The following is a 24,130-nucleotide window of genomic DNA, read 5'->3' as shown; positions in this document are numbered from 1 at the left end:
AGTAGTGCTCGGAGGGTTGGGCCTTCCTACCGACGCATGAACGAAGGCACGTCGACATCGTCGTCGTCATCGGAATCCGGCGGCTCGATATGCGAGCGCGTAGTGTGCGTTGCCGTCGGCTCGGCCAGCGTGCGCGCCCGCTCGGAATCCCGATAGCTGGGCACCGCACCCCGAGTAGAGCTGGTTTGACCTGCGGCGGAAGCAGGTTCGGTACGCGAAGCGGCGGCGATCTCGCTGGCCCGGCTGGTCTGGCCGATCTCACCGGCCCGACCCGATCCGATCGCGCTGCGACCCGCCTCGAAGGTGCGCCTCGCCGGACCGCCGCCGTCGAAACCGGCCGCGATCACCGTGACGCGAACCTCATCGCCGAGCGAATCGTCGATGACGGTACCGAAGATGATGTTCGCCTCGATATGCGCGGCCTCCTGAACCAGCGAGGCCGCCTCGTTGATCTCGAACAGACCCAGATCCGAACCGCCCGCGATCGAGAGCAGTACGCCGTGCGCACCATCCATCGAGGCCTCGAGCAGCGGCGAATTGATCGCCGATTCTGCGGCCTTGACCGAACGGCCCTCGCCGCGCGCCGAGCCGATACCCATCAAAGCGCTGCCCGCGCCGGACATCACGCTTTTCACGTCGGCGAAGTCGACGTTGATCAGACCCGGTGTGGTGATCAGGTCGGTAATGCCCTGCACACCGTTGAGCAGCACCTCATCGGCGGAGCGGAAGGCGTCCATCAGGCTGACCGCCGCATCGCCGAGTTGCAGCAGCCGATCGTTCGGGATGACGATGAGCGTGTCGCAGGATTCGCGCAGCAGGTTGATGCCCACCTCGGCCTGGTTGCCACGGCGCTTGCCCTCGAAGGAGAACGGCCTGGTGACCACACCTATGGTGAGCGCGCCGAGTTTGCGCGCGATGCTCGCGACGACGGGTGCGCCACCGGTACCGGTACCGCCGCCCTCACCCGCGGTGACGAAGACCATGTCGGCGCCCTTGAGCACCTCTTCGATCTCGTCCTTGTGATCCTCGGCGGCCTTGCGACCGACCTCAGGGTCGGCACCGGCGCCGAGACCGCGCGTGAGCTCACGGCCGACGTCGAGCTTGACGTCGGCATCGCTCATCAGCAGCGCCTGCGCGTCGGTGTTGACCGCGATGAACTCGACTCCCTTGAGTCCCTGTTCGATCATCCGGTTGACGGCATTCACGCCGCCGCCACCGATGCCGACGACCTTGATCACAGCAAGGTAGTTGTGCGGGGGCGTCATGGGCTCTCGCCTTCCTTCGATCTAAAGTCTGTCGTTTTCGGGTTCTCGACATTCGGCCTGTGTCAGTCTGGGCAAACCCTAAACCTCAACCACAGGGTTAGCGTTATGTCAAGTATCCGACTGCTGCGGAACGCTATTCGCAGCCGCCGCGATAGACGCGCAGGCGCGCCGAAACGACTGACAGAATCTTGTGTGATCCCTCTCGTCTCGCCGCGCAACACGTCGTATCGTGAACGGTTGCCCCCGAACCCACGGTCTCGCTGGGCTGTTCCCACTGCGGTCACAGTTCCATCGAAAAACCCCTGGGCACAATGGGTATCGATCACTTTACCGTGACCAGATTCGGACTCGAAACATCGAACACCGTTCCATCGCGGGTCAACAGCGGCATCACCACGGCCGCCTTGCGTTCCGCGTCATTAGTTCCTCCCCACAGTACCGTGCGGCCGTCGCCCAGGTTCAGCGAAATATCCGAAATCGACCGCGCGACAACCTCGTCCACCTGCACGACCAGCGCCGCGGGCAGTACCGACAGAACCGAGGCCGCGGCCCGGGTGACCGGATCATCGCCGCCGGGATCTTCGGTGGTGAGCTTCGGAACGCCGATGGGCGCCTCTTCGATCGCGAACTCGACACCCTCCGCATCCAGCAGATGCGCGCCTTGCGGACTGTCCCAGAACAGTACTGGCGTGCGCTCCACCACCGTCACCTTGACGGTGGACGGAAATACACGTTGCACCCGTGCGGTGCGGACTTTCGGAATGCCAGCCACCCGCCGGGCCATCGCATCGGTGTCGATGCGCAACATCGAGCGGCCGGATGGGATCTCGAGTTTGTCGCGCACCTGTTCCTCGGGCACCGCGACCAAACCGTCGATCTCGACCGTGCTCGCCGAAAGCACCGGGGTGAACCAGGCCAGTACAACGACAACGGTAAGGACGCACACGCCGAGCAAACTCCACAGGCGCAGGCGACCCCGGTGTGCTCGGTCGAACCAGTCACCCGCGGTTCGCATCGCGGGTCACCGCCCGTATTGCGGACGAGCTCGCAGCCCATCGAGAATCTGGCTGCCGAGCATCGTCACATCGCCCGCACCCATGGTGATCACCACATCGCCGGGCAGTGCCAGACCCGCGACCTGACGACCGACCCGCGACATATCCGGCTGGTAGTGCACGGGTTTGGTGACGGCTTGGGCGACGAGTGCGCCGTTGACGCCGGGCAGCGGCTTCTCCCGCGCACCGAAAACATCGAGCACGACAACCTCGTCGGCGAGGCTCAGCGCCGCGCCGAAATCCTGGGCGAAGGTGGCGGTGCGGCTGTAGAGGTGCGGTTGGAACACCACGATGACCCGGCCCTGTCGAGACCGCGCACCGTCGCGGGCCTCCTGCTGCACCAGCTCCGCGGCCGCGCCGAGTACCGCGCGCACCTCGGTCGGGTGGTGGGCGTAATCATCGAAAACGCGCACCCCGTTTTCCCGGCCCACGAACTGGAACCGGCGGTGCACACCGCCGAAACCCTCCAGCCCCTGGATGATTTCGTCCATATCCGCACCGGCGGCGCGTGCGGCGAGCAGCGCGGCCAATGCGTTGAGCGCCATATGCCGACCGGGCACCGCGAGTCGCAGGGTGCGCGGCGCGGCCTCATCGGCGAGTTGGAACTGGGCCAGGCCGCCGACATCGCGCGGCTCCCAACTGTGCAGCCGCACGCCAACCGGCACCGGCGCGTCGGACAGCTCACCCGACCCGTAGCCGAGCACCCGAACGTTCTTCTCCGCCAATCGCGCACCGACCCGCTCGGCCAGCGCCCGCGAACCGGGATCGTCCAGACACACCACCAGCAGCCCGCCGGGGCCGAGACGGTCGGCGAAATCATCGAAGACCTGGACATAGGCCTCATCGGTGCCGAAGAAGTCCAGGTGATCGGATTCGATATTGGTGACCACGGCGACATCCGGGTCGTATTGCAGCAGCGAGCCGTCGCTCTCGTCGGCCTCGGCGACGAAGATCTCGCCGGTGCCGTGGTGGGCATTGGTGCCCGCCTCGTTGAGTTCACCGCCGACCGCGAAGGACGGATCGAATCCGCAGTGCTGCAACGACACGATCAGCATCGACGTGGTCGAGGTCTTACCGTGCGTGCCGGAGACCAGCAGCGTGCGATGTCCCTGCATCAGCGAGGCGAGTACGGCCGGACGCAACAGCACCGGAATATCGCGCCGATTCGCCTCGACCAGTTCGGGATTGGTCTTCGGGATGGCCGCATAGGTGGTGACCACCGCGGTCGGGCCACCGGGCAGCAGATCGAGGGCGCTGGCATCGTGACCGATGCGCACCTGCGCGCCCCGGGCCCGCAGCGCGAGCACACCGCGGCTCTCCTTGGCATCCGAGCCGGAGACCGAGCCACCGCGCGAGAGCAGGATGCGGGCGATGCCGGACATGCCAGCCCCGCCGATACCGACCATATGCACGCGCGCCAATTCGGGCGGCAGGGCCGAGCGCTTCTCGTCGGCGCCGGATTCGACCGCCCCGGATTCGGTGGCATCGGCTCCCGCGGTCACCGGCCGCTCACCTCGACGACAATGCGCGCCAGCTCGTCGGCGGCGTCGCGGTGTCCGGCGCCTGCGGCGGACAGGCTCATCTCGATCAGCCGTGCGTGGTCGGTCAGCAAAGGTATCACCTCGTCGATCACGTATTTCGGGGTCAGCTCGGCATCGGGGACGATTCTGCCACCCCCCTGGCGGACGATCGGCCTGGCATTGAGTTCCTGCTCACCGTTGCCGTGCGGCAGCGGTACATAGAACGCGGGCAGACCGACCGCAGACACCTCGGCGACGGTCATCGCGCCGGAGCGGCAGACGACCGCGTCGGCGGCGGCATAGGCCAGGTCCATCCGGGAAAGATACGGCACGGCGATATACCGCCCCCCACCCTCATCCGATTCCGCGACCTCGAGGGTGTTCTTGGGTCCGTGCGCGTGCAGCACCGAGACGCCCGCCGCGGCCAGCTGTGGCGCCGCGCCGGAGATCGCCTTGTTCAACGAGACCGCACCCTGCGAGCCACCGAAGACGAGCAGGACCGGCCCCTCGGCGGGCAGGCCGAAATGCGCACGGGCCTCGGCCTGCAGTGCGGCCCGATCCAGCGAGGTAATGGACCCGCGCACCGGAATGCCGATGACCTCGGCCTTGGCCAGACCCGAATCGGGCACGGCGGCAAGCACTCTGGCCGCGCGCCTGGCGCCGACCTTGTTGGCGATCCCAGCCTTGGCATTCGCCTCGTGCACCACCACCGGTACCGCGCGCCTGCGGCCGAGCGCGCCACGGCCCGCGGCGAGATAGGCGGGCAGTGCGACATAGCCGCCGAAGCCGACGATCACATCGGCCTCGACCGCATCGATGACCGCCCTGGTCTTGGCCACCGAGGCGCGGACGCGGCCGGGCAGCCGCAGCAGATCCGCGCTCGGCTTGCGCGGCAACGGCACCGGCGGGATCAACTCCAGCGGATAGCCGCGTTCGGGCACCAGTTTGGTCTCGAGTCCGCGTTCGGTGCCGAGCGCGGTGACCCGGATCGAATCGTCGAGTCGCCGCAGCGCGTCGGCGACGGCCAGCGCGGGCTCGATATGTCCCGCGGTACCACCGCCCGCGACGATCACCGACAGTGGTTTGCGGGGTCGCTCCGCACTCACCTGGATCTTCCCCGATCTCTCGCATGGTTTATCGGATAGCTCGGCTCCCATGCCCTGGTCGCCCGCAGCGAACTCGTTCCCCGGCTCTCCGGCGCGCGGCGTCGACCGGATTCGGACTGGCCGCGCCGCCCCTGCGGCAGTGCGGCCCGCGCCCGGTCGGCCTTGGCCCGTTCGGCCCGCGCCCGCTGTTCGGCCGCCTTGGCCTTGGCCGCGGCCGAGCGCGCACGTGCCGCGTCCGCCTTCGCCGGTGAGTACACCTCCGGCTTGGGCAATCGCAGCAGTCGGCTGAATCTGCCGTCCTGTCCGGCCTGCAGCGCCGAAATCGCCTCGGGCTCGTGCCGGGCCGCATTGGCGATGATGCCGAACATGAACAGGGTGATCGCCAGCGACGAACCGCCCGCCGAAACCAGCGGCAGCTGCAGACCGGTCACCGGGAGCAGGTTGACCACGTAGCCGATGTTGATCAGCGCCTGGCCGGTGATCCAGGTTGTCGCGGTCGCGGTGAGCAGCCGCAGGAACGGATCGACCGAACGGCTCGCGATGCGCAGGCCGGTATAGACGAACAGTGCGAACAGGCCCAGAACCAGTGCGCAGCCGAGGAATCCGAGTTCCTCGCCGATGATGGCGAAGATGAAGTCGTTGTGCGCGTTCGGCAGGTACTGCCATTTGGCGCGGCTCTGGCCGAGGCCGCGACCCCAGATCCCGCCGTCGGCCAGCGAGTACAGCGCCTGGCGCGCTTGGTAATTGATGCCCTGCGGATCGTCGCCCGGATTGAAGAAGGCGCGCATCCGGTCCGAGCGATAACCGGCGGACAGCGCGAGGATGCCCGCGGCGATCATGCCCGAAATCGCGATGGTGACGAACAGCCGCACCGGCAGTCCGCCGAACCACAGCAGTGCGGCGAGCACGATGCCCAGCGCGATGGTGGTCGACAGGTTCGGCTCGAGCACGACGAGCAGACACACCAGCAGACCGGCAGGCACCAGCGGCACCAGAATGTCCTTCAAGCCGGCCTGTTCCGAGCGGCGCGAGGCGAGCAGATGCGCACCCCACACCACCAGCGTCACCTTCACGATCTCCGATGGCTGCACCGAGACCGGCCCGAGGAAGAACCAGCGCCGCGCGCCCTGCACCTCGGAGCCGATGCCGGGAATCAGCACCAGCAACAGCGCCAGCACCGAGATCGCGAACAGCGGAAACGACCATTGCCGCAGTCGGCGCAACGAAATCCGCAGTGCCAGATAGAACAGCACCGCGCCGATCGCGGCGAACATGGCCTGCTGGATGAACAGCGAATACGCCGACCCGCCGTCGACATACGCCTCGACGCTCGATGCCGACAACACCATGACCAGACCGAGCACCGTCAGCAGTGTCGCGATCGTGACGACGAGATGGAACGACGCGAGCGGGCGCGCCAGCCAGGCGCCGAATTTGGTGGCCGCCAGCCGATTCCGCCGGGTCGTCTCGGTCATAGATGCCGCCCGATGTCACCGTCTTCCAGCGCGGCCACCGCCGCGGCGAAACTGCGCCCGCGGTGGGTGTAGTCGGCGAACATGTCCAAGGATGCCGCGGCCGGAGCCAGCAGTACGGTGTCCCCGGGGCGGGCGAACCCGGCCGCGGCGCGCACGGCCTGCGCCATCACGGCGTCGGCGCTCGCAGCCCCATCTATCGCAGCGTCACCCATTCCTGCATGGTCTCGCGCGCGGACCTCGACAACCGGGACCTCGGGCGCGTGTCGCGCCAATGCGGCCGCGATCACCGGCGCGTCGGCCCCGATCAGCACGGCGGCGACGAGGCGATCGGCGATCTCATCGACCAGATCCTCGACCGACGCACCCTTCAACTGCCCGCCTGCGATCCAAACCACCTGCGGGTGACCGAGAATCGATGAGCGAGCGGCATGCGGATTGGTGGCCTTGGAGTCATCGATGAATTCGACACCGGACACCTCGCGCACGAAGGCGGCCCGGTGCGGACCGACCTTGTGCTCGATGAGGCCTTCCCGCACGAATTGCGGTGCCACATCGATGGCCCTGGTCAGCGCGGCGGCGGCGAGTGCGTCGGCGACACCGGCGGGTCCCTTGGGGCTGATATCGCCGACCTCGGCCAAGATGGCGGCCTTGGTGAAGGCGCGGTCGAGCAGTTTGCCGTCCACGACACCGAGTTCGCCGTCGGCGGGTACACCGATCCGGAAGCCGACCGTCCGGCGCGCTTTACTGCGCCGGGCCAGCGAGGCGGCCACCGGATCGTCGAGTCCGACGACACCGACTCGGCCGTAGAGCGCCCTGGACTTGGCGGCGGCGTAGGCATCGAGGCCGCCGTGCCAATCCAGGTGATCCTCGGCCACATTCAGCACCACACCGGCCTCGGGCCGCACCGAAGGCGCCCAATGCAATTGGAACGAGGACAGCTCGACCGCCAGCACCTGCGGACCGGGATTGCGGCGCAGCGCATCCAGGATCGGCAGTCCGATATTGCCGCAGGCGACACTGGCGATACCGGCCGCGCGCAGGATCGAATGCACCATCGAGGTGGTGGTGGTCTTGCCGTTGGTACCGGTCACCACCAGCCATTTGCGGACCGGACCGTAGATCCTGGCCTGGTCGACCCACCAGGCGAATTCGACATCGCCCCAGACCGGGGTGCCCTCGGTCACCGCGGCGGCGAGCACCGGCGAATCCGGCCGCCAGCCCGGGCTGGTGATGACCAGTGCGAAGCGGCTCCAGTCCGCGGCTTCCAGTTCGGTGCAGGTCGCGATGTCCAGACCAAGCCCTGCCGCCTCGGCCAATGCGGCGGCACCGCCGTCGGTGACAACCGGACGCGCGCCGATATCGCGCAGCGGCTCGATCAACGAGCGGCCCGAGACGCCCCATCCGGCCACCAGAACGTCACGGCCACGCAGGAATTCGAGCATAGGCCCCGGTGTTCGCAGGGCCCGCGGAGAATGTTCGACCATCGCTACTTCACCCGACCGCTGAGAGATATTCGCTGTAGAACAGGCCGAGTCCGACCGCCGACGCCATCGCCGCCAGCAGCCAGAACCGAATGATCACCGTAGTCTCGGCCCACTTGCTGAGTTCGAAGTGATGATGGAACGGCGCCATCTTGAATAGCCGGTTGCGGGTTGTGCGGTACACCGCGACCTGAAGCACCACCGAGGCGGTTTCCGCGACGAACAGCGCACCGATCACGACCATCAGCAGTTCGGTGCGGGTCGTGATGGACAGGCCGGCGAGCATGCCACCCAGGGCCAGCGAACCGGTATCGCCCATGAAGATCTTGGCGGGCGCGGCATTCCACCACAGGAAGCCGACACACGCGGCGGCCGCCGAGGCGCAGACCAATGCCAGGTCCAGCGGATCGCGCACGTTGTAGCAGCCCGCCTCCGGGATCGTCGCGCAGGCATTGCGGTACTGCCAGAACGTGATGATCACGTAGGCGCCGAGCACCAGGCTCATCGAACCCGCGGCCAAGCCGTCCAGGCCGTCGGTCAGGTTCACCGCATTCGACCAGGCCACGACCAGCAGACAGACCCAGCACAGGAAGATGATCACGCCCATCGACACCGTGGGGATATCGCGGACATAGGACAGATGTTTGCTCGCCGGAGTCAACCCGTTGCCGCCACGGAACTGCAAGGCGAGGATGCCGAACAGCACCGCGGCGCTGAGCTGACCGACGTACTTACCCGCGGCCGACAGACCGAGATTGCGCTGCTTGCGCAGCTTGATGAAGTCGTCGAGGAAGCCGACCACACCGAGTGCGGTGGTCAGTCCGAGCACCAGAATGCCCGAGGCGGAAGGTCCGTCGGCGTCGTAGCCGATGCCGATCAGATGTGAGCCGAGGTAGCCGGCCCACATGCCGACCAGAATTGCCACACCGCCCATGGTCGGGGTGCCGCGCTTGGCCTGATGACTGGCCGGACCGTCGACCCGGATCTCCTGCCCGAAGCCCTGTCTGGCGAAGATCCGTATCAACAGCGGCGTCAGCAGGATGGAGACCGCAAGTGCGATCCCAGCCGCGAACAGAATCTGCCTCACGACTGAGCCTCGCTGACGCTCGGCTCAGTCGTTCGGCAGAATGCCGCTGTGCCCATGGTTCGCTCGCTCCGCTCACTCACGACTGAGCCTCGCTGACGCTCGGCTCCGTCGTTCGGCCGATGGCCGCTGTGCCTTTGGTTCGCTCGCTTCGCTCGCTCACGCCTCGCGCCTCCGTGCTACCCGACTAATTCCCGCACGTTCCGCGCTGGTCAAATGTTCGGCGACCGCCCACAGCCCGACCGCCTTGGACGCCTTGACCAGCACCACATCGCCCGGTTCGACCTCGTTGTCGAGCAGCGCGATGGCCGCGCCGATATCGGGCACGAGGATCGACTCCTCGCCCCACGAGCCTTCCATTACCGCACCCTGGTGCATCGCGTGGGATGGCCTTCCGGTGCCGACCACGATCAGCCGGGAGACATCCAGACGCACCGCGAGGCGGCCGATCCGGTCGTGTTCGATGACGGATTCCTCGCCGAGTTCACCCATTTCGCCGAGTACGGCCCAGCTGCGGCGCGGGGTGTCGCCCGCACGCGACATGGTCACCAACGCCTTGAGCGCGGCGCGCACCGAATCCGGATTGGCGTTGTAGGAGTCGTTGACGATGGTGATGCCGTCGGCGGTGGTCCGCACATCCATACGGCGGGCCGATGCGGCATGTGCGCCGCCGAGTGCCTGCGCGACGGTTTCGAGGTCCGCACCGCATTCGAGTGCGACGGCGGCGGCGGACAGCGCATTGCCGACCTGGTGTTCGCCGTGCACGGCGAGCCGCACCGGGATGCTGCCCTTACTCGTGTGCAGCGTGAAGCCCGCGCGTGCCTCGGCATCGAGATGTACATCAGTGGCGCGGATTTCGGCATTGCCCGCTTGGCCGACCGTCACCACGCGGGCCTGCGTGCGTACGGCCATCGCGGCCACCTGCGGATCGTCGGCATTGAGTACGGCCAGACCCGTCGACGGCAATGCCTCGACGAGTTCGCCCTTGGTCTGCGCGATCGCCTCGCGACTGCCGAATTCACCGAGATGGGCGGTGCCCACATTGAGCACGACACCGATCTTCGGCGGCGCGACCTGCGCGAGCGCGGCGATATGGCCGGGACCCCGCGCGGACAGTTCCAGTACCAGGAAGCGGGTGTCGGCATCGGCGCGCAGTGCGGTCCACGGATGGCCGAGTTCGTTGTTGAACGATCCAGGCGGCGCGACGACCGGACCCAGCGGCGTGAGCACGGCCGCGAGCAGATCCTTGGTCGAGGTCTTGCCCGAGGAGCCGGTCACCCCGACCACGGTGAGTCCGCCTGCCGCGGAAAGACGTTCGACGCTCACCCGGGCGAGCGTAGCGAGCGCGACCAGCACCGCGGCTCCCGACCCGTCCGAATCACCGGCCAGCGCAACGGATTTCGCGGGCACGGTACCCGGACTTGGAGCCACCACGATCGCGGGCACGCCCACCGGACGGGCCGCGAGCACCGCGACCGCACCGGCGTCGACGGCGGCCTTCGCATAGTCGTGGCCGTCGGCCTGCTCGCCGGGCAGGGCCAGGAAAAGATCCCCGGAACCGATTCGGCGCGAATCGAATTCGACCGAACCCGTTACCGTCACCTCCGGGTCGGGGGCGTCGTGCAGCGTGCCGCCGACGACCTCCGCGATCTCCCGCAGCGTCATTTCGATCATGAAACCGTCAAGTCCTCCGCGTCCGACCCCTGCGGACTCTGCTCAGTATCGGATCGGCCGCGCTCGCGGGGCCCTGCGTGGTCACGCTTCGCTACCGCCTCCGGGCCCGTCGCTCCCGCGGCGGTGTTGTGGTCCTGCGGGCCCCGCTCCCGTCGCTCCAACGCCGCCGCGAGCACCTCGCGGTCGTCGAACGGATGCTTCACGCCCTTGATCTCCTGCCCTGCCTCATGTCCCTTACCTGCCACCAGCACCACGTCACCGGGACGGGCCCAGTCGACGGCGGCGGCGATGGCCGCGGCCCGGTCCCCGATTTCACGTACTTCACCGCGTTCGGCCTCCGGGACCGCCAGCGCGCCTCGGCGCAGCGCGGCGCGGATCGCGGCCGGATCCTCGCTGCGCGGATTGTCGTCGGTGATGATCAGCAGATCGGCACCGCGCGCACCGGCCGCACCCATCAGCGGGCGCTTACCCGCGTCCCGGTCCCCGCCCGCGCCGACCACCACGGCCAGCCGACCACCGGTATCGGCCGCCAGATGACCGCGCAGCGTGGCGATCACCGACTCCACCGCGGCGGGCTTGTGTGCGTAGTCGACGATCGCAAGGAAGTCCTGTCCGCGCTCGACCCGCTGCATCCGGCCCGGCACGTCGACAGTGGCCAGTGCGGGCGCGGCGACGGCGGACTCCACTCCAGCAGCGGTGCACACCGCGACCGCGAGCAGTCCATTGGCGACGTTGTAGCGGCCCGGAAGCCGCAGGCGCACATCGACATTCGCCCCTGGTCCGGCGGCGGTGAATTCCTGCTCGCCGCCGTGCGCGGATACCTCGCCAGTGAGCTGCCATGTACCGGAACCGGTGGTGGATACGGTGATCGGATCCGTGAGATCGGCGGCGAGGCGCCGCCCCCATTCGTCATCGACGCAGATGACCGAGGTGCGCGCGGCGACCGGCGACTCCGGTTCGAAAAGCCTGCGCTTGGCGGCGAAGTAATCCTCGAAGTCGGCGTGGAAGTCCAAGTGGTCCTGGGAGAGATTGGTGAACGCGCCCACCGCGAAGCGCACGCCGTCAACCCGGCCCAGCGCCAGCGCGTGGCTGGAAACCTCCATCACGACCGCATCCACACCCTGCTCGACCATCAGCGCGAACATGGCGTGCAGCTGCGGCGCCTCGGGCGTGGTCAATGCGCTCGGCACCCGGCGACCGCCGATCCTGGTCTCGATGGTGCCGATCAGCGCCGTGGACAGACCGCCGGCGGCCAGCCCGGCCTCCACCAGATACGCAGTGGTCGTCTTGCCCGAGGTGCCGGTAATGCCGACGATGCGCAGCCGCTCGGACGGATTGCCGTAGAGCGCGGCCGAAAGCTCGCCGAGCACCGACCTGGGCTGCTCGCGCACCAGCACCGGTACGCCGAGCTCACCGGCCAGTTCGGCGCCCGCGGGGTCGGTGAAGACCGCGACCGCGCCCCGTTCGACGGCATCGCGCGCGAAACGTGCGCCGTGCGCCTGCGCGCCCGGCAGTGCGGCGAACAGATCACCCGGCTGCACCGCATGCGAGCGCTGCTCGATGCCGGTGACCTGGATCTGCGCGAGGTCGGCTCGCGACGAGCCGGCACCGGTCATGGCCAGTACGGTGGACAACGACGTCGACCGCGGATGGGTCGGCCGGAGCACGTGCTGGCTGGACTGCGCGGGCACAGGGCTCCTCTCGGGAATCGGCATGGACGGGACTGGGTGGATCTATAGGAAAGGCGGGGACGTCGAGTCAGGTTACCGACGTCGGCTCACGGCCGGGCAACGCGGCTCCAATCTTATGAAGCCTGCAGAACGAACCGTCGCGATGGCTCGGGTGAAGGGGGGATCCGGTCGCGCTGCAGCGCCCAGGAGGCGATGTTGTGGAACAGCGGCGCCACCGACCCGCCACCGCTGCCGTCGGAGCTGCGAATCGGCGCGTCGAGCATCAGGCCGATGACATAGCGCGGGTTGTCCGCGGGGGCCATACCGGCGAAGGTGATGTAGAACGACGAGGTCGAATAGCAGCGGCAGCTCGGGTCGACCTTCTGCGCGGTGCCGGTCTTGCCCGCGACCTGATAGCCATCGATCGCCGCGGACCCACCGGTCCCCATCTGCACACCCATCGGATCGCGCTGCACGACCGCCTGGAACATGGTGCGCAGCGTGGCCGCGGTCTGTTCGCTCACCACGCGCACGCCGTCGGGCTGCGGCTCCTCGGTGCGGGTACCGTCCGGTGCGGTCTCGGACTTGACGATGCGCGGCGGAATCCGCACGCCGCCATTGGCAATAGCCTGGTACATCCCGGTCATCTGCAGGGTCGTCATCGAAAGGCCCTGTCCGATGGGCAGGTTCGCGAAGGTACCGCCGGACCACTGGTCGCGGGCAGGTACCTGGCCCGGGCTTTCGCCGGGCAGACCGACACCGGTGCGCTGGCCGAGGCCGAAGCGGTTGACCATATCCGCGAACCGGTCCTCGCCGACCCGCTGCGCCAGCATCAGCGTGCCGACATTGGAGGACTTACCGAAGATGCCGGTGGTGGTGTACGGCAAAGTGCTGTGCTCCCAGGCGTCGTGCACGGTGACCCCGGACATCCGGATCTCGCCGGGCACCTGCAGCACCTCGTCGGGATTGGTCAAGCCGTATTCGATGGCCGCGGCCGCGGTCACGATCTTGTTGACCGAACCGGGTTCGAAAGGATCCTGCACCGAGGGGTTCTGCATCTCGGCATTGCCCCAATGCTGCGGTCCCAGCGCCGGGTTGAAGGTGTTGTCATTCGACATCGCCAGCACCTGGCCGGTTTTAGCATCCAGCACGACGGCGGAGGCCGCGTTCGCGCCGGACATCTCCTTGGCCTGCTGCACCTGCTGCTGCGCGTAGTACTGCAGATCCGAGTCCAGGGTCAGTTGGACCGAGTAGCCGTTCACCGCGGGCTGCTTATCGCGCCAGCTGCCCGGAATGACCGCACCGTCGGAGCCGCGGTCGTAGGTCTGCGAGCCGTCGGTACCCGCCAGCAGCGAGTCCAGCGACGATTCGAGGCCCATCTGGCCGTGTCCGTCCCAGCCGGTGGTGCCGAGCACATTGGCTGCCAGCGAGCCGCCCGGATAATCGCGCACATCCTGGCGCTCGGCGCCGACCTCTGGAAATTGCACCTTGATATCGGAGGCTATGCGCGGATCGACATTGCGGGCGAGATAGACGAACTCTGTATCGCTCTTCAGCTTGTCCAACAGTGCCGATTCTGCGGGTGCGTCCTTGCCGATCTTGTCGTGGATGGCCTTGGCGATCGCTTTGAGCCGCTCATCGGGATCCGGAGCCTTGGCCGACTTCTCCTTCGCATCGGCGAGTTGTTTGCGCACGACCACCGGCTGGAAGGTCAGCGCCTGCGCGCTCAGCGTGATCGCGAGGGACTTCCCGTTGCGATCGGTGATCGGCCCACGGGTGGCGTACTCGGGCTCGTGGGTGGTGCGCTGGCTGGCCGCCTGTGCGGACAGGCTGGGCGCGGAAATGCTCTGCACCCACAGCAATTGCAGCGCGACGACCGCCAGTGCGATCAGCATGATCACCCGGCCGACACCGAGACGCAGGCGCAGCGGACGATCCGGGGCGGCCGTCCGCGATCTGGATGCGGTTGCCGTCCTCGATGTCCCGGAGGCTCTGGTGGAGCCCGCCTTGGATGCCGACGGCCCGCGGCGCTGACGCGACGCGGGCCTGGTCTGCCGCATGCTCATCGGGCGCCCTCGTCAGGGGTGGGCGCTGATTGGGGTGTCTCGGACTGCGGCGCTCGAGCTTGCGCAGGCATGGGCTGCGGAGTTTCCGGTTGTGGTGTCTCCACCGGAGTCTGCGCGACCGGACTCGGCGCCGGGCTCACCGGTGTCGGGCTGGGCGTCGAACTCGCCTGTCCCGCAACGGTGTTCGCGGGCTGGCCGGTATTCGGCTGGGTGGGCGGTGCGGTCGGCGAGGTCGTCACCGGAACCAATCGTTCACCGCGGGCCTGGGCATTGCCCGTCGGCGGGACGGTCGGCATGGCAGGCGAGCTGTTCAGCGGCGGCACCGGCGCGCCCTGCGCAGGCGTCGGCTTGCCGATCACCGTTACCCCGCCATCCGGTCCGATCACCAGCCGGGCCGGATCCTTGGCCGGGATCATTCCGAGTTCGCGGGCCCTGGCGGCGAGTTCGGGCGCGGAGTCGGCGGCCTCGACCTCGCGCTGCAGCGCCGCGCGTTCGTCGGCCAGCTTGCGGTTGGTCGCCCTGGCATCGCCGAGCTGATAGCTGTCCTCCGCCGAACGGGTGGTGAGCAGCAGAGTGAGTGCGAGACCGCAGCCGAGCAGCGCAATGATGGCCGCCACGAACGGAATTCGCGAAGCCATCGCCGATGCGCGTTGCTTCGGCAGATCGTGCTGGTCCCCCGACTGCTCGGCCCGCATCCGACGCTTGGCGTAGGCCCGTTGTGCGGCACCCGATTTCACCCGCTCGGCGGCCTGAACCCGGCGTGCGATCCGGCCCGGCGCCTCGACGGTACGCGTGCGCACACTCATGCTGTCCCCTCCTGGATTCTCTCCGCCGCGCGCATTCGCACGGGTGCCGCCCTCGGGTTCTCTTCGATCTCTTGTTCGGTAGCCTTCTCGGCGCCCCGGGTCAGCAACTTGAATTCCGGTCCCATACCGGGCAATTCGACCGGCAGGTCGACCGGTGTCCGCGATGTCGTGCGCGGCGCCAACTCCTGTTTGACCACCCGATCCTCGAGCGACTGATACGACATGATCACGATCCGGCCGCCGACCCGCAGCGAGTCCAGAGCGGCGGGCAGAGCGGCACGCAGCGAGTCGAGCTCACCGTTCACCTCCACCCGTAGCGCCTGGAAGGTTCGCTTGGCCGGATGCCCGCCCGTCCGCCTGGTGGCGGCCGGGATGGTGGCATAAAGCAATTCGACCAATTCGGCACTCGTGCGAAACGGCTTCTGCTGCCGACGGCGCAGCACCTCGGATGCGATCTTGCCCGCGAAGCGTTCCTCACCATAGGTTTTCAGCACGCGCGCCAGATCACCGTGGCTATAGGTGTTGAGCACATCGGCGGCGGTGATGCCGGTGGTCGGATCCATCCGCATATCCAGTGGCGCGTCGACGGAGTAGGCGAAGCCGCGCTCGGCCTCGTCGAGTTGCATCGAGGACACGCCGAGATCCATCAGGATGGCGCTCACCGATCCGGTGGTCGGCAATCCGGCCTGCTTCAGCGCGGCCGCGATTCCGTCATATCGGATGTGCACCAGAGTGATTCGGTCCGCGAACGGCGCCAATCGCTCACCGGCCAATGCCAGCGCATGGGTATCGCGATCGAGTCCGACGAGGTGGATATTCGGATAGGTGCGTAGGAAGTGTTCGGCGTGTCCACCCAAACCCAATGTGGCGTCGACATATATCGCGCCGGGTTCGGCGAGTGCCGGACCGAGCAGCGCGTCGGCCCGCTGGAGCAGAACCGGAACATGGCGAGGACCGTCCTGTTCACGGTTCACCTCGACCTCCCGGAATCCTGCCTCGCGTCGTCGCGCATCGAGCCGTGTCAGTGGGATCACTCGCTGCGGGGTCGCCTTGTTACACAGCTACTTTCGAAATACGAATGCCGCGGGGTCTCTGACCGGAGCCTCGGCACCTGGCGTCGGGGAAGTACGTCAGGGTCCGCGCGTCCGGGCAGAGGCCGCGTGGCACTCGTTCGCTCAGGGCTAGAAGATTCCGCCCAGCGACTCATCTCTCGCTTGCGCGTAGTCCTCCTCGTGCTCGGCGAGGTAGGACTCCCACGCCTGCTTATCCCATATCTCGAGGAAGTCGACCGATCCGATCACCACGCAATCCCGCGAAAGGTTCGCGTAGCGACGATGATCGGCCGACAACACGATCCGGCCCTGAGCGTCCGGACGCTGTTCATCCGTACCGGCCGCGAGCGCCCGGACGAACGCGCGCGCCTGCGGATTGCTTCGAGATGCCGCCGCGGCTCGCCGTGCGAGAGCGGTGAACTCTTCCTTGGGATATACGGCAAGGCTGTGGTCCTGACCCTTCGTGACCATCAACCCTCCCGCCAGATCGTCTCGAAACTTCGCAGGCAACGTCAGTCGCCCCTTGTCATCCAACCGAGGTGTATAGGTACCGAGAAACAACTCGCTACCTCCCGGATCAACCCCGTGGTACGGGGAGCACGATCACCTCGGATGTATGCCCTTCCTCTTGTGCGCGCTCCACATTACCCCACTTTCCCCCACTTTCAATCGAAACTCGGGGTGATCTGGCTCCCCGCGTCGTCGATTACGCAGGTCATCCCAGCTATCACTGTGGTGGAGAACTTTTTCCGTGTTCTAGCGACACGCGCCACACGGCGAGACAAGCGCCCGACAACTACCAGCAAACGCCCCGGTTCCCCAGGTTTCGGCCGGTCACGGGGCGGCGCAGAGGTGGGTGGTGGGAGGTTGTGGGGGAAGATCGTGGGGCGTTGCGGGGAACCGCGCGCGGCGCACCTTCAGCAGCCGGTTGGTTCACGCATGAGAACGCGCCGCCGCACCTCTTCGGTGCGGCGGCGCGTTCGATATGTAGGTGTCGGCTACGGGCGCGCTACTCCTGATCGAAGCGGCGGCGGAACCGATCCTCCATGCGCTCGGAGAAACCACCGGACTTGCGCTGTCGCCCACGTCCGCCCGATCCGCCACTCGCGCCACCGGATTGGGCATTGCCCGACCGGTCACCCTTGGCGATGCCCTTGGAACTGCCGAGCAGCAACAGCACGCCTGCGGCGAACATCACGATGAATCCGATCAGGCTGATGATCGGAAAGTCGCCGAGCTTCACCGGAGCGGCTATGCCGGCGACAAGTAGAAACAGGCCGAGGACGAACAAGGCCGCGGCCTGGAGTCTGCGACGACTCGAGGTCGAGCGAAGGCGTCCGCCGCGGACGGACGACGCGAACTTCGGATCCTCAGCATAGAGCGCGCTCTCGATCTGTTCGAGCATGCGCTGCTCGTGCTCGGAGAGTGGCACGGTACCTCCCCCGGCACTAGGACGTGGCTGTCGCCTCCGGGTAGGCGACAGATAACCAAGGTCGGCTATCTGCCACCAATGATACGAGTTCGATCAGTGCCGTACCACCTACTCGTCGATAACTAAGCGGTCATACCGCCGGACCAGCCCGGCGCTGGGCGCAATCGAGCCCCGGCATTCACCAGATCTTCCACATCGTGGAGGAATGCGCCCACCCGCGAATAGAACTCGTCGGCCTGCTGATCACCCACATTGCGATCCAACCCCGCCTCCAGCGCCGCCCTGATCTCCGAACGGGCGCTGAAGTAGTCGGCCCACATGACGAATTCGGGTGCGGCGCGCTGCATCAGCACCCAGGCATTGCGCGAACGCGCCCGCGGCGCTGCGTCTGCCCCGGTGAACGCGAGCACGGCCCCGGCACCGCGCAGCGCGGCGAGGTACGCGGTCCGAAAACGTTCGCGCGGGTCGCGTTCCCCCGCCGCCTGCATCAGCAAGCCGTCCGCCCGCTGCAGCAGCTTGCCCGCCTTGCCGGGTTGCCCCGGGTGTTCGATCCGACCAGACATCAGCCGTCCCTCCGAGTCGCTCACCTGGCCTATCCTGGGCGCGAATGCCGAGTTCCCAGCACCGCGGGGATCGAACAGGTATTCGAACGTTTGAATTGAGATTGAATATAGGGACACCCACCGACAACTTTCCGCGGACCGACGAGAGCCATGACAGCCGTCAAGCCCAAACACACCCCCGCCAACGCCCCTGTCGTCATCGACCTCTCCGTCGCGGCGCTGCGCTCCCGGCTGCACGACGTGCTTGCGGTGTACGTCGCGGCGATGGAATATCCGCACGGCACCGAACACCATCGCGCACCGATGTGGACCGAGCACACCACCCGCGTCGGCTGGCAGGGCGTCGCCGCCGTCATCCCGGATGATTCGGGGCAGATCGACCTGCGGACCGCGCCGATCGTGGCCATCGCCTACGGCTATCGCGGCGCCGCCCACCAGTGGTGGCATCAGCAGGTGCACAGTGGGATGCGGCGCTCGGGCTGGCCGGAACATTCTGCGCGCGAACTGCTTTCGGATTATTTCGAGCTGACCGAACTGCACGTGCATCCGTCGGCGCAGGGTCGCGGCATCGGCGGCGAACTGTTGACGCGGCTGCTGATGAATCGCACCGAGAGCGCGGTGCTGCTGTCCACGCCGGAAGTGCATGGCGAGGCCAACCGCGCCTGGAAGCTGTATCGGCGACTCGGATTCACCGATGTGATCCGAAATTTCGTCTTCGCCGGGGATACCAGGCCGTTCGCCATCCTGGGACGGCGGCTGCCTCTGTGACCGTTGTGGTCGTCGGGTCGGGCCATAACGCGCTCGTCGCGGCTTGCTATCTGGCGCGGGCCGGGGAGCGGGTGGAGGTGCTCGAGCGCGACGAGGTGCTCGGCGGCGCGGTGTCGACGGTCGAACGCTTTCCCGGTCATCTGGTCGATCGCGGATCGTCGGCGCACATCATGGTGCGCCATACCGGGATCATCGAGGAACTCGAGCTGTCGCGCTTCGGGCTGCGTTATATCGATTGCGATCCTTGGGGATTCACGCCCCCGGGGCCGGAAGGTGGTGCGCCGATCGTTTTCCATCGCGATCTCGATCGGACCTGCGCCGGAATCGCGGAGGTCTGTGGTGCGCGGGATGCGGTGGCCTATCGGCGCTTCGTCGAGGTCTGGGGGCCACGGTCGGCGCGGGTGATGCGCGCGTTCGGCGGTGCGCCGACACCGGGTCGGCTGCTGCGTTCGTTCTGGGGGCTGGACGCGCGCGATGGCGGGAGTGCGTTGTCGCGGGAGTTCCTGCAGACCGGCGACGCCCTGCTGGACAGCTACTTCGACGACGAACGGCTCAAGGCGTCGCTGGCCTGGTTCGGTGCGCAGTCCGGGCCGCCGATGTCGGAACCGGGGACCGCGCCGATGGTCGGATTCGCCGCGCTGATGCATACGCTGCCGCCAGGACGGGCGGTGGGAGGAAGTGGGGCGCTGACAACGGCACTGGTCGCGCGGCTGCGCGCCGACGGCGGAGTGGTTTCGGCGGGCGATGCGGTCACCGAGCTGCGGCAGGTCGGTGCCGGCTGGCAGGTGCGCACGGCGTCGGGACGGAGCCTGCACGCGGACACCGTGATCGCGGGCGCCCATGTGCTGACCACGCTGGATCTGCTGCGGGGCGGCGGATTCGACGGTGCGGTGCTCGACGATTGGCAGCGGCGGATCCGGGTCGGGCCCGGTATCGGCATGGTGGTGCGACTCGCGACGTCTGCGCTGCCGCAGTATCCCGGTAGTTCGACCGCTGAATCCGCCAATGGTCTGCAGTTCCTGGTCTCCGATCGGCGGCAGTTGCGGCGGGCGCACGGCGCGGCGCTGGCCGGTGATCTGCCACCGCGTCCGGTGGTGCTGGCCATGAGTTTCAGCGCGCTGGATCCGAGCATCGCCCCGGCCGGTGAGCATCAGCTCTCGCTGTGGGCGCAGTGGCATCCGTACGAGCTTGCCGACGGGAGCGACTGGGCCGCGCACGCGGAGTCGGAGGCCGATCGGATCATCGCCGAAGTCGACTCCTACGCACCGGGTTTCGGGGCGAGTGTGCTGCGACGGTACGTGCAGACGCCGGTCGATCTGGAGCGTGAGCTCGGGTTGCGCGGCGGAAATGTGATGCATGTGGAGATGTCGCTGGATCAGATGATGCTGTGGCGGCCGCTGCCGGAGTTGTCCGGGCAGCGAGTGCCCGGCGCGCCCGGGCTGTATCTCACCGGGGCGTCCACGCATCCGGGTGGCGGAGTGTCCGGAGCGAGCGGGCGCAGCGCGGCACAGTTGGTGCTGCGCGACCGACGGCGCAACCGGTTTCCCCTGCTGCGCAGACGATGACAGACCCCACCGGGCCAACCGTGCCGGAGCCGGAAGAGCGACCCACATCAGGACCTGAAAGCCCTGGTCCGGGGACCACCGGGCAAGTCGAGTCCGCCCGCGCAACGGATTCCGAGCTCCATAGTCCGGCGAGTCCGGAGACCACCCGACGAACCGAATCCTCCGACACAACGGACTCCAACGTCCACAGTCCAGCCAGTCCAGAGACCACCCGACCAACCGAATCCACCGACACAACGGACTCCAACGTCCACAGTCCAGCCAGTCCAGAGACCACCGGATACGCGAAATCCTCCGACACAACGGACTCCGACATCCACAGTCCAGCCAGTCCAGAGACCACCCGACCAACCGAATCCACCGACACAACGGACTCCGACATCCACAGTCCAGCCAGTCCAGAGACCACCCGGCGAGCCGAATCCTTTGACGCAACGGACTCCGACGTCCGCGGTGCTGACGGGAACCCGGCAAGTCGGCGCGGTCCAAGTCGGCGCTCGCGGTCGGCGTCAGCCTTTCGATGGACGCCGCGGTTGCTGGCGCCCGTGGTCCCGGCGGTGCTGCTCGTGCTCGTGCAGATCAGTTATCCGCTTGCCTCGGGGGCCGCTCGCGATCGGGTGACCGTCGCAGTCGTGCTGTTGTCGGCGGGGACGGCGCTGGTGCACGCGGTGGCGACGCGCGGCATCAGGTACGCGTTGGGGTTCGTGGTGATTGTCTCCGGGCTCGGACTGGTTGCCGAAATCGTTGGTACCGCAACGGGTTTCCCATTCGGTTGTTATGAGTACGCCGACGGAAGATCGGGACCCGCGGTAGCGGGGGTGCCATTGGTGGTCGCGCTGGCCTGGACCGGTGGGCTGTATCCGGTGTGGGTGGTCGCCGGATTGTCGACTCGGCGGTGGGCCGTGCGAGTCGCTATGACCGCGGTCGGGGCCGTGGGCTGGGATCTGTTCCTCGATCCGCAGATGGTGGCGGACGGGCAGTGGACTTGGTGTGCCGCCGGTCGGGGGCTGCCCGGGCTCGATGAGATTCCGTACACGAACTATCTGGGGTGGTTCGCGGTGGCGCTGGTGATGGCGTTGCTGCTGACCGGCTTGGATCGCGTCGTGGGGACGGGGAGTGCGAATACGTTTGCACCCGCGGCAGAGCGCCTGCTGTCGACAGCGCAGACACCGGCGGCAGCCCCCGATGCGGCGCAGGCTGGAGCACCGGCGCTGGAGTTGGGAACGCCTGACCCGACCAGTCCGGAGCACAGATCCCGAAAGCCGGTATCGCCGATCTCGGCAGACGCGGTGGTCCCGGTGGCGGTGTTCATGTGGACCTGGCTCGGGTCGACGCTCGCGCACGCGGTGTTCCTCGATCTGCCGTATTCGGCCTGGTACGGATGCATCGGACTGGGGGTGCTCGGCGTGCCGCTGCTGGTGCGGTCGGTCGCGGCCCGACGGGGCTGAAGCGGTGCGGACCAGCTGTCCGATACTTCGGTCGGCGTGCGTTCCGCCCGTCGCGTGGCAATTCGGGGTGACCGCCTGGCACGATGTGAGCCGTGCAGCCGAGTCCTCTCACCGCGATGCCCGACACATCGGTTCTACCGCCACGTTCTCCCCGGCCCGGAGCACGGGTGGCCGCGGCAGTACTGCTGGCCGCGATGCTGGTGCCCATGCTCGCGGGCTGCCTGCGGGTGCAGGTGTCGATGGGTGTGTCGTCCAATGACCGGGTCTCCGGTCGGATCGTGGCCGCGGTGGTTCCCGCGGACGCCAATGACAAGGGCCCGCAGTTGAAGGCGCCCGATTCGCTGGCCGCGAAGGTGCGGGTCGAGCCGTACAGCCAGGACGGCTATGTGGGCAGCAAGGTGTTCTTCGAGGATCTGTCCTTCGGTGAGGTCGGCCAGCTCGGCGCGCTCTCCGATCAGACCCAGGGCATGTTCAACCTGTCGTTCCAGCGCACCGGCGACCTGGTCAGCCTCAATGGCCGGGTCGATCTGAAATCCGTTCCGCCGCACGGTTCGGATGTGCAGTTCACCGTGGCTTTCCCGGCCCGCGTCGCCAAGACCAACGGCAATCGCGAGGACGACTCGACCGTCTCCTGGAAACTGCCGCCCGGCGATGTCTCTACCCTGCGCGCCGAGGTCAGCTACGCGGACCCGAATACCCGCTCCTTCGCGGGCTGGGCAGGCATCGTCGGTGGTATCACCCTCGCCGTCGCCGCCATCATCGCCGCCATCGCCTACATGGACCGCAACCCGGCACCGCCCGGCGCACCGGAAACCAACTTCTCACCGAGCAATCTGTGGCGTTCGCTGACCCGCCGCTGACGCGAACGTTGCGCGCGGGCGCGGCGATCGCCGCGTGGGCGGGTGCGGGTATCGCGCTGTTCGGTTGCGGGACCGCGTTATTCAACCGCGTGACGGTGCGCAGGCTCTCGACCGGACCGAATACGGTGATCGAGCCGGTGTCGGTGTGTATCCCGGCACGCGATGAGGCACACCGACTGCCCGAGCTGATCGATGATCTCCGTGGTCAGGCGGGTGTGCCGCGACTACAGGTGCTGATTCTCGACGACGCGTCGTCGGACGGGACCGAAGCGGCCGCGCTCGACGCGATTGCGGGCGATTCGCGCTTCACTGTGTTCCGCTCCGAGGCCGAACCCGCGCCCGGATGGACCGGAAAGGCCGCGGCCTGCGCGCGACTGGCCGAGTTGGCGGATGCCACGGTGCTGATCTTTCTCGATGCCGATGTGCGACTGGCACCGAATGCGATCGCCGCGGCGACCGCCGAATTGCGCCGCAGCCGAGCCGCATTGTTGTCACCGTGGCCGTACCAGGTGACCGAATCGCTGGCCGAGGCGCTGGTGCAGCCGCTGCTGTGCTGGTCGTGGGCGACGAGCCTGCCGATCGCGGCCGCCAATCGCAGCCTGCGCCCCTCGACAGCCGTGGCCTGCGGCCAGTTCTTGGTGTTCGACGCCACCGCCTACCACGCCATCGGCGGGCATTCCGCGGTCGCCGCGAGCCCGACCGAGGACCTGGATATCGCTCGCGCACTGCGTCGCTCGGGTCGCCGGACCGCGCTGGTCGCGGCAGGCCGAGCGGCGAGCACCCGAATGTACCGTGGCGCAGCCGAACTGGAGATCGGTTACAACCGCTGGCTGTGGTCCGCGTACGGCGGCACGACAATCGGCGGCGCGGCGGTGGGAGCCGTTGCGACACTGGCCTACTGGGCGCCCCCATTGGCCGCGATCGGCGGCCGGGGCTCCATACGCACCGCCGGTCTCATCGGCTACGGCGCCGCGGTCGCCAGCCGCCTGCTCGCGCGCTCACTGGAACGCGGCACCACGACCCGCACGGACGCCCTTGCGGCCCTGGCACATCCGATCTCCATCGACGCCTACCTCCGCCTCTGGACCCGCGCCCACCGCGCCCACCGCACCAACACCTTGACCTGGAAGTCCCGCCCCTTGACCCGCTGATCAAGATCAGGTGGAATCCGTGACGGCATCGCCCGAGAAGACCCAGCCGCCAGTGCCACCTGATCTTGATCGGTCCTCAGGACTCTCGG

At 67.6% G+C, this 24,130-nt stretch carries 20 protein-coding genes; 5 read left to right on the top strand and 15 right to left on the bottom strand.

Features of this window, described 5'->3' with window-relative positions:
- Nucleotides 1-26 precede the first annotated feature (26 nt).
- The 15 genes from ftsZ to ACZ60G_RS28400 form a co-directional block, all read right to left on the bottom strand.
- Nucleotides 27-1,265, bottom strand: a complete 1,239-nt coding sequence (ftsZ, locus tag ACZ60G_RS28470; protein ID WP_465813735.1) for a cell division protein FtsZ — start codon at nt 1,263-1,265, stop codon at nt 27-29.
- Nucleotides 1,266-1,587: 322 nt separating this feature from the next.
- A complete protein-coding gene (locus ACZ60G_RS28465) occupies nt 1,588-2,280 on the bottom strand; it encodes a cell division protein FtsQ/DivIB (RefSeq protein ID WP_465813734.1) in 693 nt (230 codons plus the stop codon).
- A 6-nt stretch (nt 2,281-2,286) separates the two neighbouring features.
- On the bottom strand, nt 2,287-3,726 hold the full coding sequence (gene murC, locus ACZ60G_RS28460) for a UDP-N-acetylmuramate--L-alanine ligase (RefSeq protein ID WP_465813843.1): 1,440 nt from the start codon (nt 3,724-3,726) through the stop codon (nt 2,287-2,289).
- Between the two features lie 92 nt (nt 3,727-3,818).
- A complete protein-coding gene (gene murG, locus ACZ60G_RS28455; protein WP_465813733.1) occupies nt 3,819-4,946 on the bottom strand; it encodes an undecaprenyldiphospho-muramoylpentapeptide beta-N-acetylglucosaminyltransferase in 1,128 nt (375 codons plus the stop codon).
- On the bottom strand, nt 4,943-6,421 hold the full coding sequence (gene ftsW, locus ACZ60G_RS28450) for a putative lipid II flippase FtsW (protein ID WP_465813732.1): 1,479 nt from the start codon (nt 6,419-6,421) through the stop codon (nt 4,943-4,945). The genes murG and ftsW overlap by 4 nt, the downstream gene beginning before the upstream one ends.
- Nucleotides 6,418-7,863 (bottom strand): UDP-N-acetylmuramoyl-L-alanine--D-glutamate ligase, encoded by a 1,446-nt coding sequence (gene murD / locus ACZ60G_RS28445; protein ID WP_465813731.1) that lies wholly within the window; start codon nt 7,861-7,863, stop codon nt 6,418-6,420. Before murD ends, ftsW begins: the two co-directional genes overlap by 4 nt.
- Before the next feature lie 49 nt (nt 7,864-7,912).
- The gene (gene mraY, locus ACZ60G_RS28440; RefSeq protein WP_465813730.1) at nt 7,913-8,989 is read right to left on the bottom strand and encodes a phospho-N-acetylmuramoyl-pentapeptide-transferase; all 1,077 of its coding nucleotides are present in this window, start codon (nt 8,987-8,989) and stop codon (nt 7,913-7,915) included.
- 156 nt (nt 8,990-9,145) lie between these two features.
- Complete coding sequence (locus tag ACZ60G_RS28435) at nt 9,146-10,660, bottom strand: UDP-N-acetylmuramoyl-tripeptide--D-alanyl-D-alanine ligase (RefSeq protein ID WP_465813729.1); 1,515 nt, start codon at nt 10,658-10,660, stop codon at nt 9,146-9,148.
- On the bottom strand, nt 10,657-12,375 hold the full coding sequence (locus ACZ60G_RS28430; protein WP_465813728.1) for a UDP-N-acetylmuramoyl-L-alanyl-D-glutamate--2,6-diaminopimelate ligase: 1,719 nt from the start codon (nt 12,373-12,375) through the stop codon (nt 10,657-10,659). The genes ACZ60G_RS28435 and ACZ60G_RS28430 overlap by 4 nt, the downstream gene beginning before the upstream one ends.
- A gap of 89 nt (nt 12,376-12,464) precedes the next feature.
- Nucleotides 12,465-14,390, bottom strand: coding sequence for a peptidoglycan D,D-transpeptidase FtsI family protein (locus ACZ60G_RS28425; protein ID WP_465813841.1), 1,926 nt, complete (start codon nt 14,388-14,390; stop codon nt 12,465-12,467).
- 2 nt (nt 14,391-14,392) lie between these two features.
- Nucleotides 14,393-15,202 carry a cell division protein FtsL gene (gene ftsL, locus ACZ60G_RS28420; protein ID WP_465813727.1) on the bottom strand — a complete coding sequence of 270 codons (810 nt, stop codon included), beginning with the start codon at nt 15,200-15,202 and terminating at the stop codon, nt 14,393-14,395.
- The gene (gene rsmH, locus ACZ60G_RS28415; RefSeq protein ID WP_465813726.1) at nt 15,199-16,176 is read right to left on the bottom strand and encodes a 16S rRNA (cytosine(1402)-N(4))-methyltransferase RsmH; all 978 of its coding nucleotides are present in this window, start codon (nt 16,174-16,176) and stop codon (nt 15,199-15,201) included. The genes ftsL and rsmH overlap by 4 nt, the downstream gene beginning before the upstream one ends.
- A gap of 207 nt (nt 16,177-16,383) precedes the next feature.
- Nucleotides 16,384-16,815 (bottom strand): division/cell wall cluster transcriptional repressor MraZ, encoded by a 432-nt coding sequence (gene mraZ / locus ACZ60G_RS28410; protein ID WP_036535307.1) that lies wholly within the window; start codon nt 16,813-16,815, stop codon nt 16,384-16,386.
- A gap of 448 nt (nt 16,816-17,263) precedes the next feature.
- Nucleotides 17,264-17,686: a DUF3040 domain-containing protein gene (locus ACZ60G_RS28405; RefSeq protein WP_040688643.1), complete on the bottom strand. Its 423-nt coding sequence runs from the start codon at nt 17,684-17,686 to the stop codon at nt 17,264-17,266.
- 122 nt (nt 17,687-17,808) lie between these two features.
- Complete coding sequence (locus ACZ60G_RS28400) at nt 17,809-18,249, bottom strand: SAV_6107 family HEPN domain-containing protein (RefSeq protein ID WP_465813839.1); 441 nt, start codon at nt 18,247-18,249, stop codon at nt 17,809-17,811.
- Between the two features lie 150 nt (nt 18,250-18,399).
- Between ACZ60G_RS28400 and ACZ60G_RS28395 the strand changes: the two genes are divergently transcribed.
- The 5 genes from ACZ60G_RS28395 (at nt 18,400) to ACZ60G_RS28375 (ending at nt 24,041) form a co-directional block, all read left to right on the top strand.
- Complete coding sequence (locus ACZ60G_RS28395) at nt 18,400-19,017, top strand: GNAT family N-acetyltransferase (RefSeq protein WP_465813725.1); 618 nt, start codon at nt 18,400-18,402, stop codon at nt 19,015-19,017.
- Nucleotides 19,014-20,582: a phytoene desaturase family protein gene (locus ACZ60G_RS28390; RefSeq protein WP_465813724.1), complete on the top strand. Its 1,569-nt coding sequence runs from the start codon at nt 19,014-19,016 to the stop codon at nt 20,580-20,582. The genes ACZ60G_RS28395 and ACZ60G_RS28390 overlap by 4 nt, the downstream gene beginning before the upstream one ends.
- A gap of 533 nt (nt 20,583-21,115) precedes the next feature.
- Entirely contained in the window at nt 21,116-22,030 is a 915-nt protein-coding gene (locus ACZ60G_RS28385) for a carotenoid biosynthesis protein (protein WP_465813723.1), read from the top strand.
- 116 nt (nt 22,031-22,146) lie between these two features.
- Nucleotides 22,147-22,890: an LppM family (lipo)protein gene (locus tag ACZ60G_RS28380; RefSeq protein WP_465813837.1), complete on the top strand. Its 744-nt coding sequence runs from the start codon at nt 22,147-22,149 to the stop codon at nt 22,888-22,890.
- Nucleotides 22,891-22,898: 8 nt separating this feature from the next.
- Nucleotides 22,899-24,041, top strand: a complete 1,143-nt coding sequence (locus tag ACZ60G_RS28375; protein WP_465813835.1) for a glycosyltransferase family 2 protein — start codon at nt 22,899-22,901, stop codon at nt 24,039-24,041.
- Nucleotides 24,042-24,130 lie beyond the last annotated feature (89 nt).

Source organism: Nocardia sp. NPDC102475 (genome assembly GCF_055584605.1).
This window is presented reverse-complemented; position numbering and strand designations above follow the sequence as displayed.

Coding starts and splice junctions, on each gene's coding strand:
- ftsZ (WP_465813735.1), bottom strand. CDS start 1,265: ATGACGCCCCCGCACAACTACCTTGCTGTGATCAAGGTCGTCGGCATC.
- ACZ60G_RS28465 (WP_465813734.1), bottom strand. CDS start 2,280: ATGCGAACCGCGGGTGACTGGTTCGACCGAGCACACCGGGGTCGCCTG.
- murC (WP_465813843.1), bottom strand. CDS start 3,726: ATGGTCGGTATCGGCGGGGCTGGCATGTCCGGCATCGCCCGCATCCTG.
- ftsW (WP_465813732.1), bottom strand. CDS start 6,421: ATGACCGAGACGACCCGGCGGAATCGGCTGGCGGCCACCAAATTCGGC.
- murD (WP_465813731.1), bottom strand. CDS start 7,863: ATGCTCGAATTCCTGCGTGGCCGTGACGTTCTGGTGGCCGGATGGGGC.
- ACZ60G_RS28435 (WP_465813729.1), bottom strand. CDS start 10,660: ATGATCGAAATGACGCTGCGGGAGATCGCGGAGGTCGTCGGCGGCACG.
- ACZ60G_RS28430 (WP_465813728.1), bottom strand. CDS start 12,375: ATGCCGATTCCCGAGAGGAGCCCTGTGCCCGCGCAGTCCAGCCAGCAC.
- ACZ60G_RS28425 (WP_465813841.1), bottom strand. CDS start 14,390: ATGCGGCAGACCAGGCCCGCGTCGCGTCAGCGCCGCGGGCCGTCGGCA.
- ftsL (WP_465813727.1), bottom strand. CDS start 15,202: ATGAGTGTGCGCACGCGTACCGTCGAGGCGCCGGGCCGGATCGCACGC.
- ACZ60G_RS28400 (WP_465813839.1), bottom strand. CDS start 18,249: ATGTCTGGTCGGATCGAACACCCGGGGCAACCCGGCAAGGCGGGCAAG.
- ACZ60G_RS28395 (WP_465813725.1), top strand. CDS start 18,400: ATGACAGCCGTCAAGCCCAAACACACCCCCGCCAACGCCCCTGTCGTC.
- ACZ60G_RS28380 (WP_465813837.1), top strand. CDS start 22,147: ATGCCCGACACATCGGTTCTACCGCCACGTTCTCCCCGGCCCGGAGCA.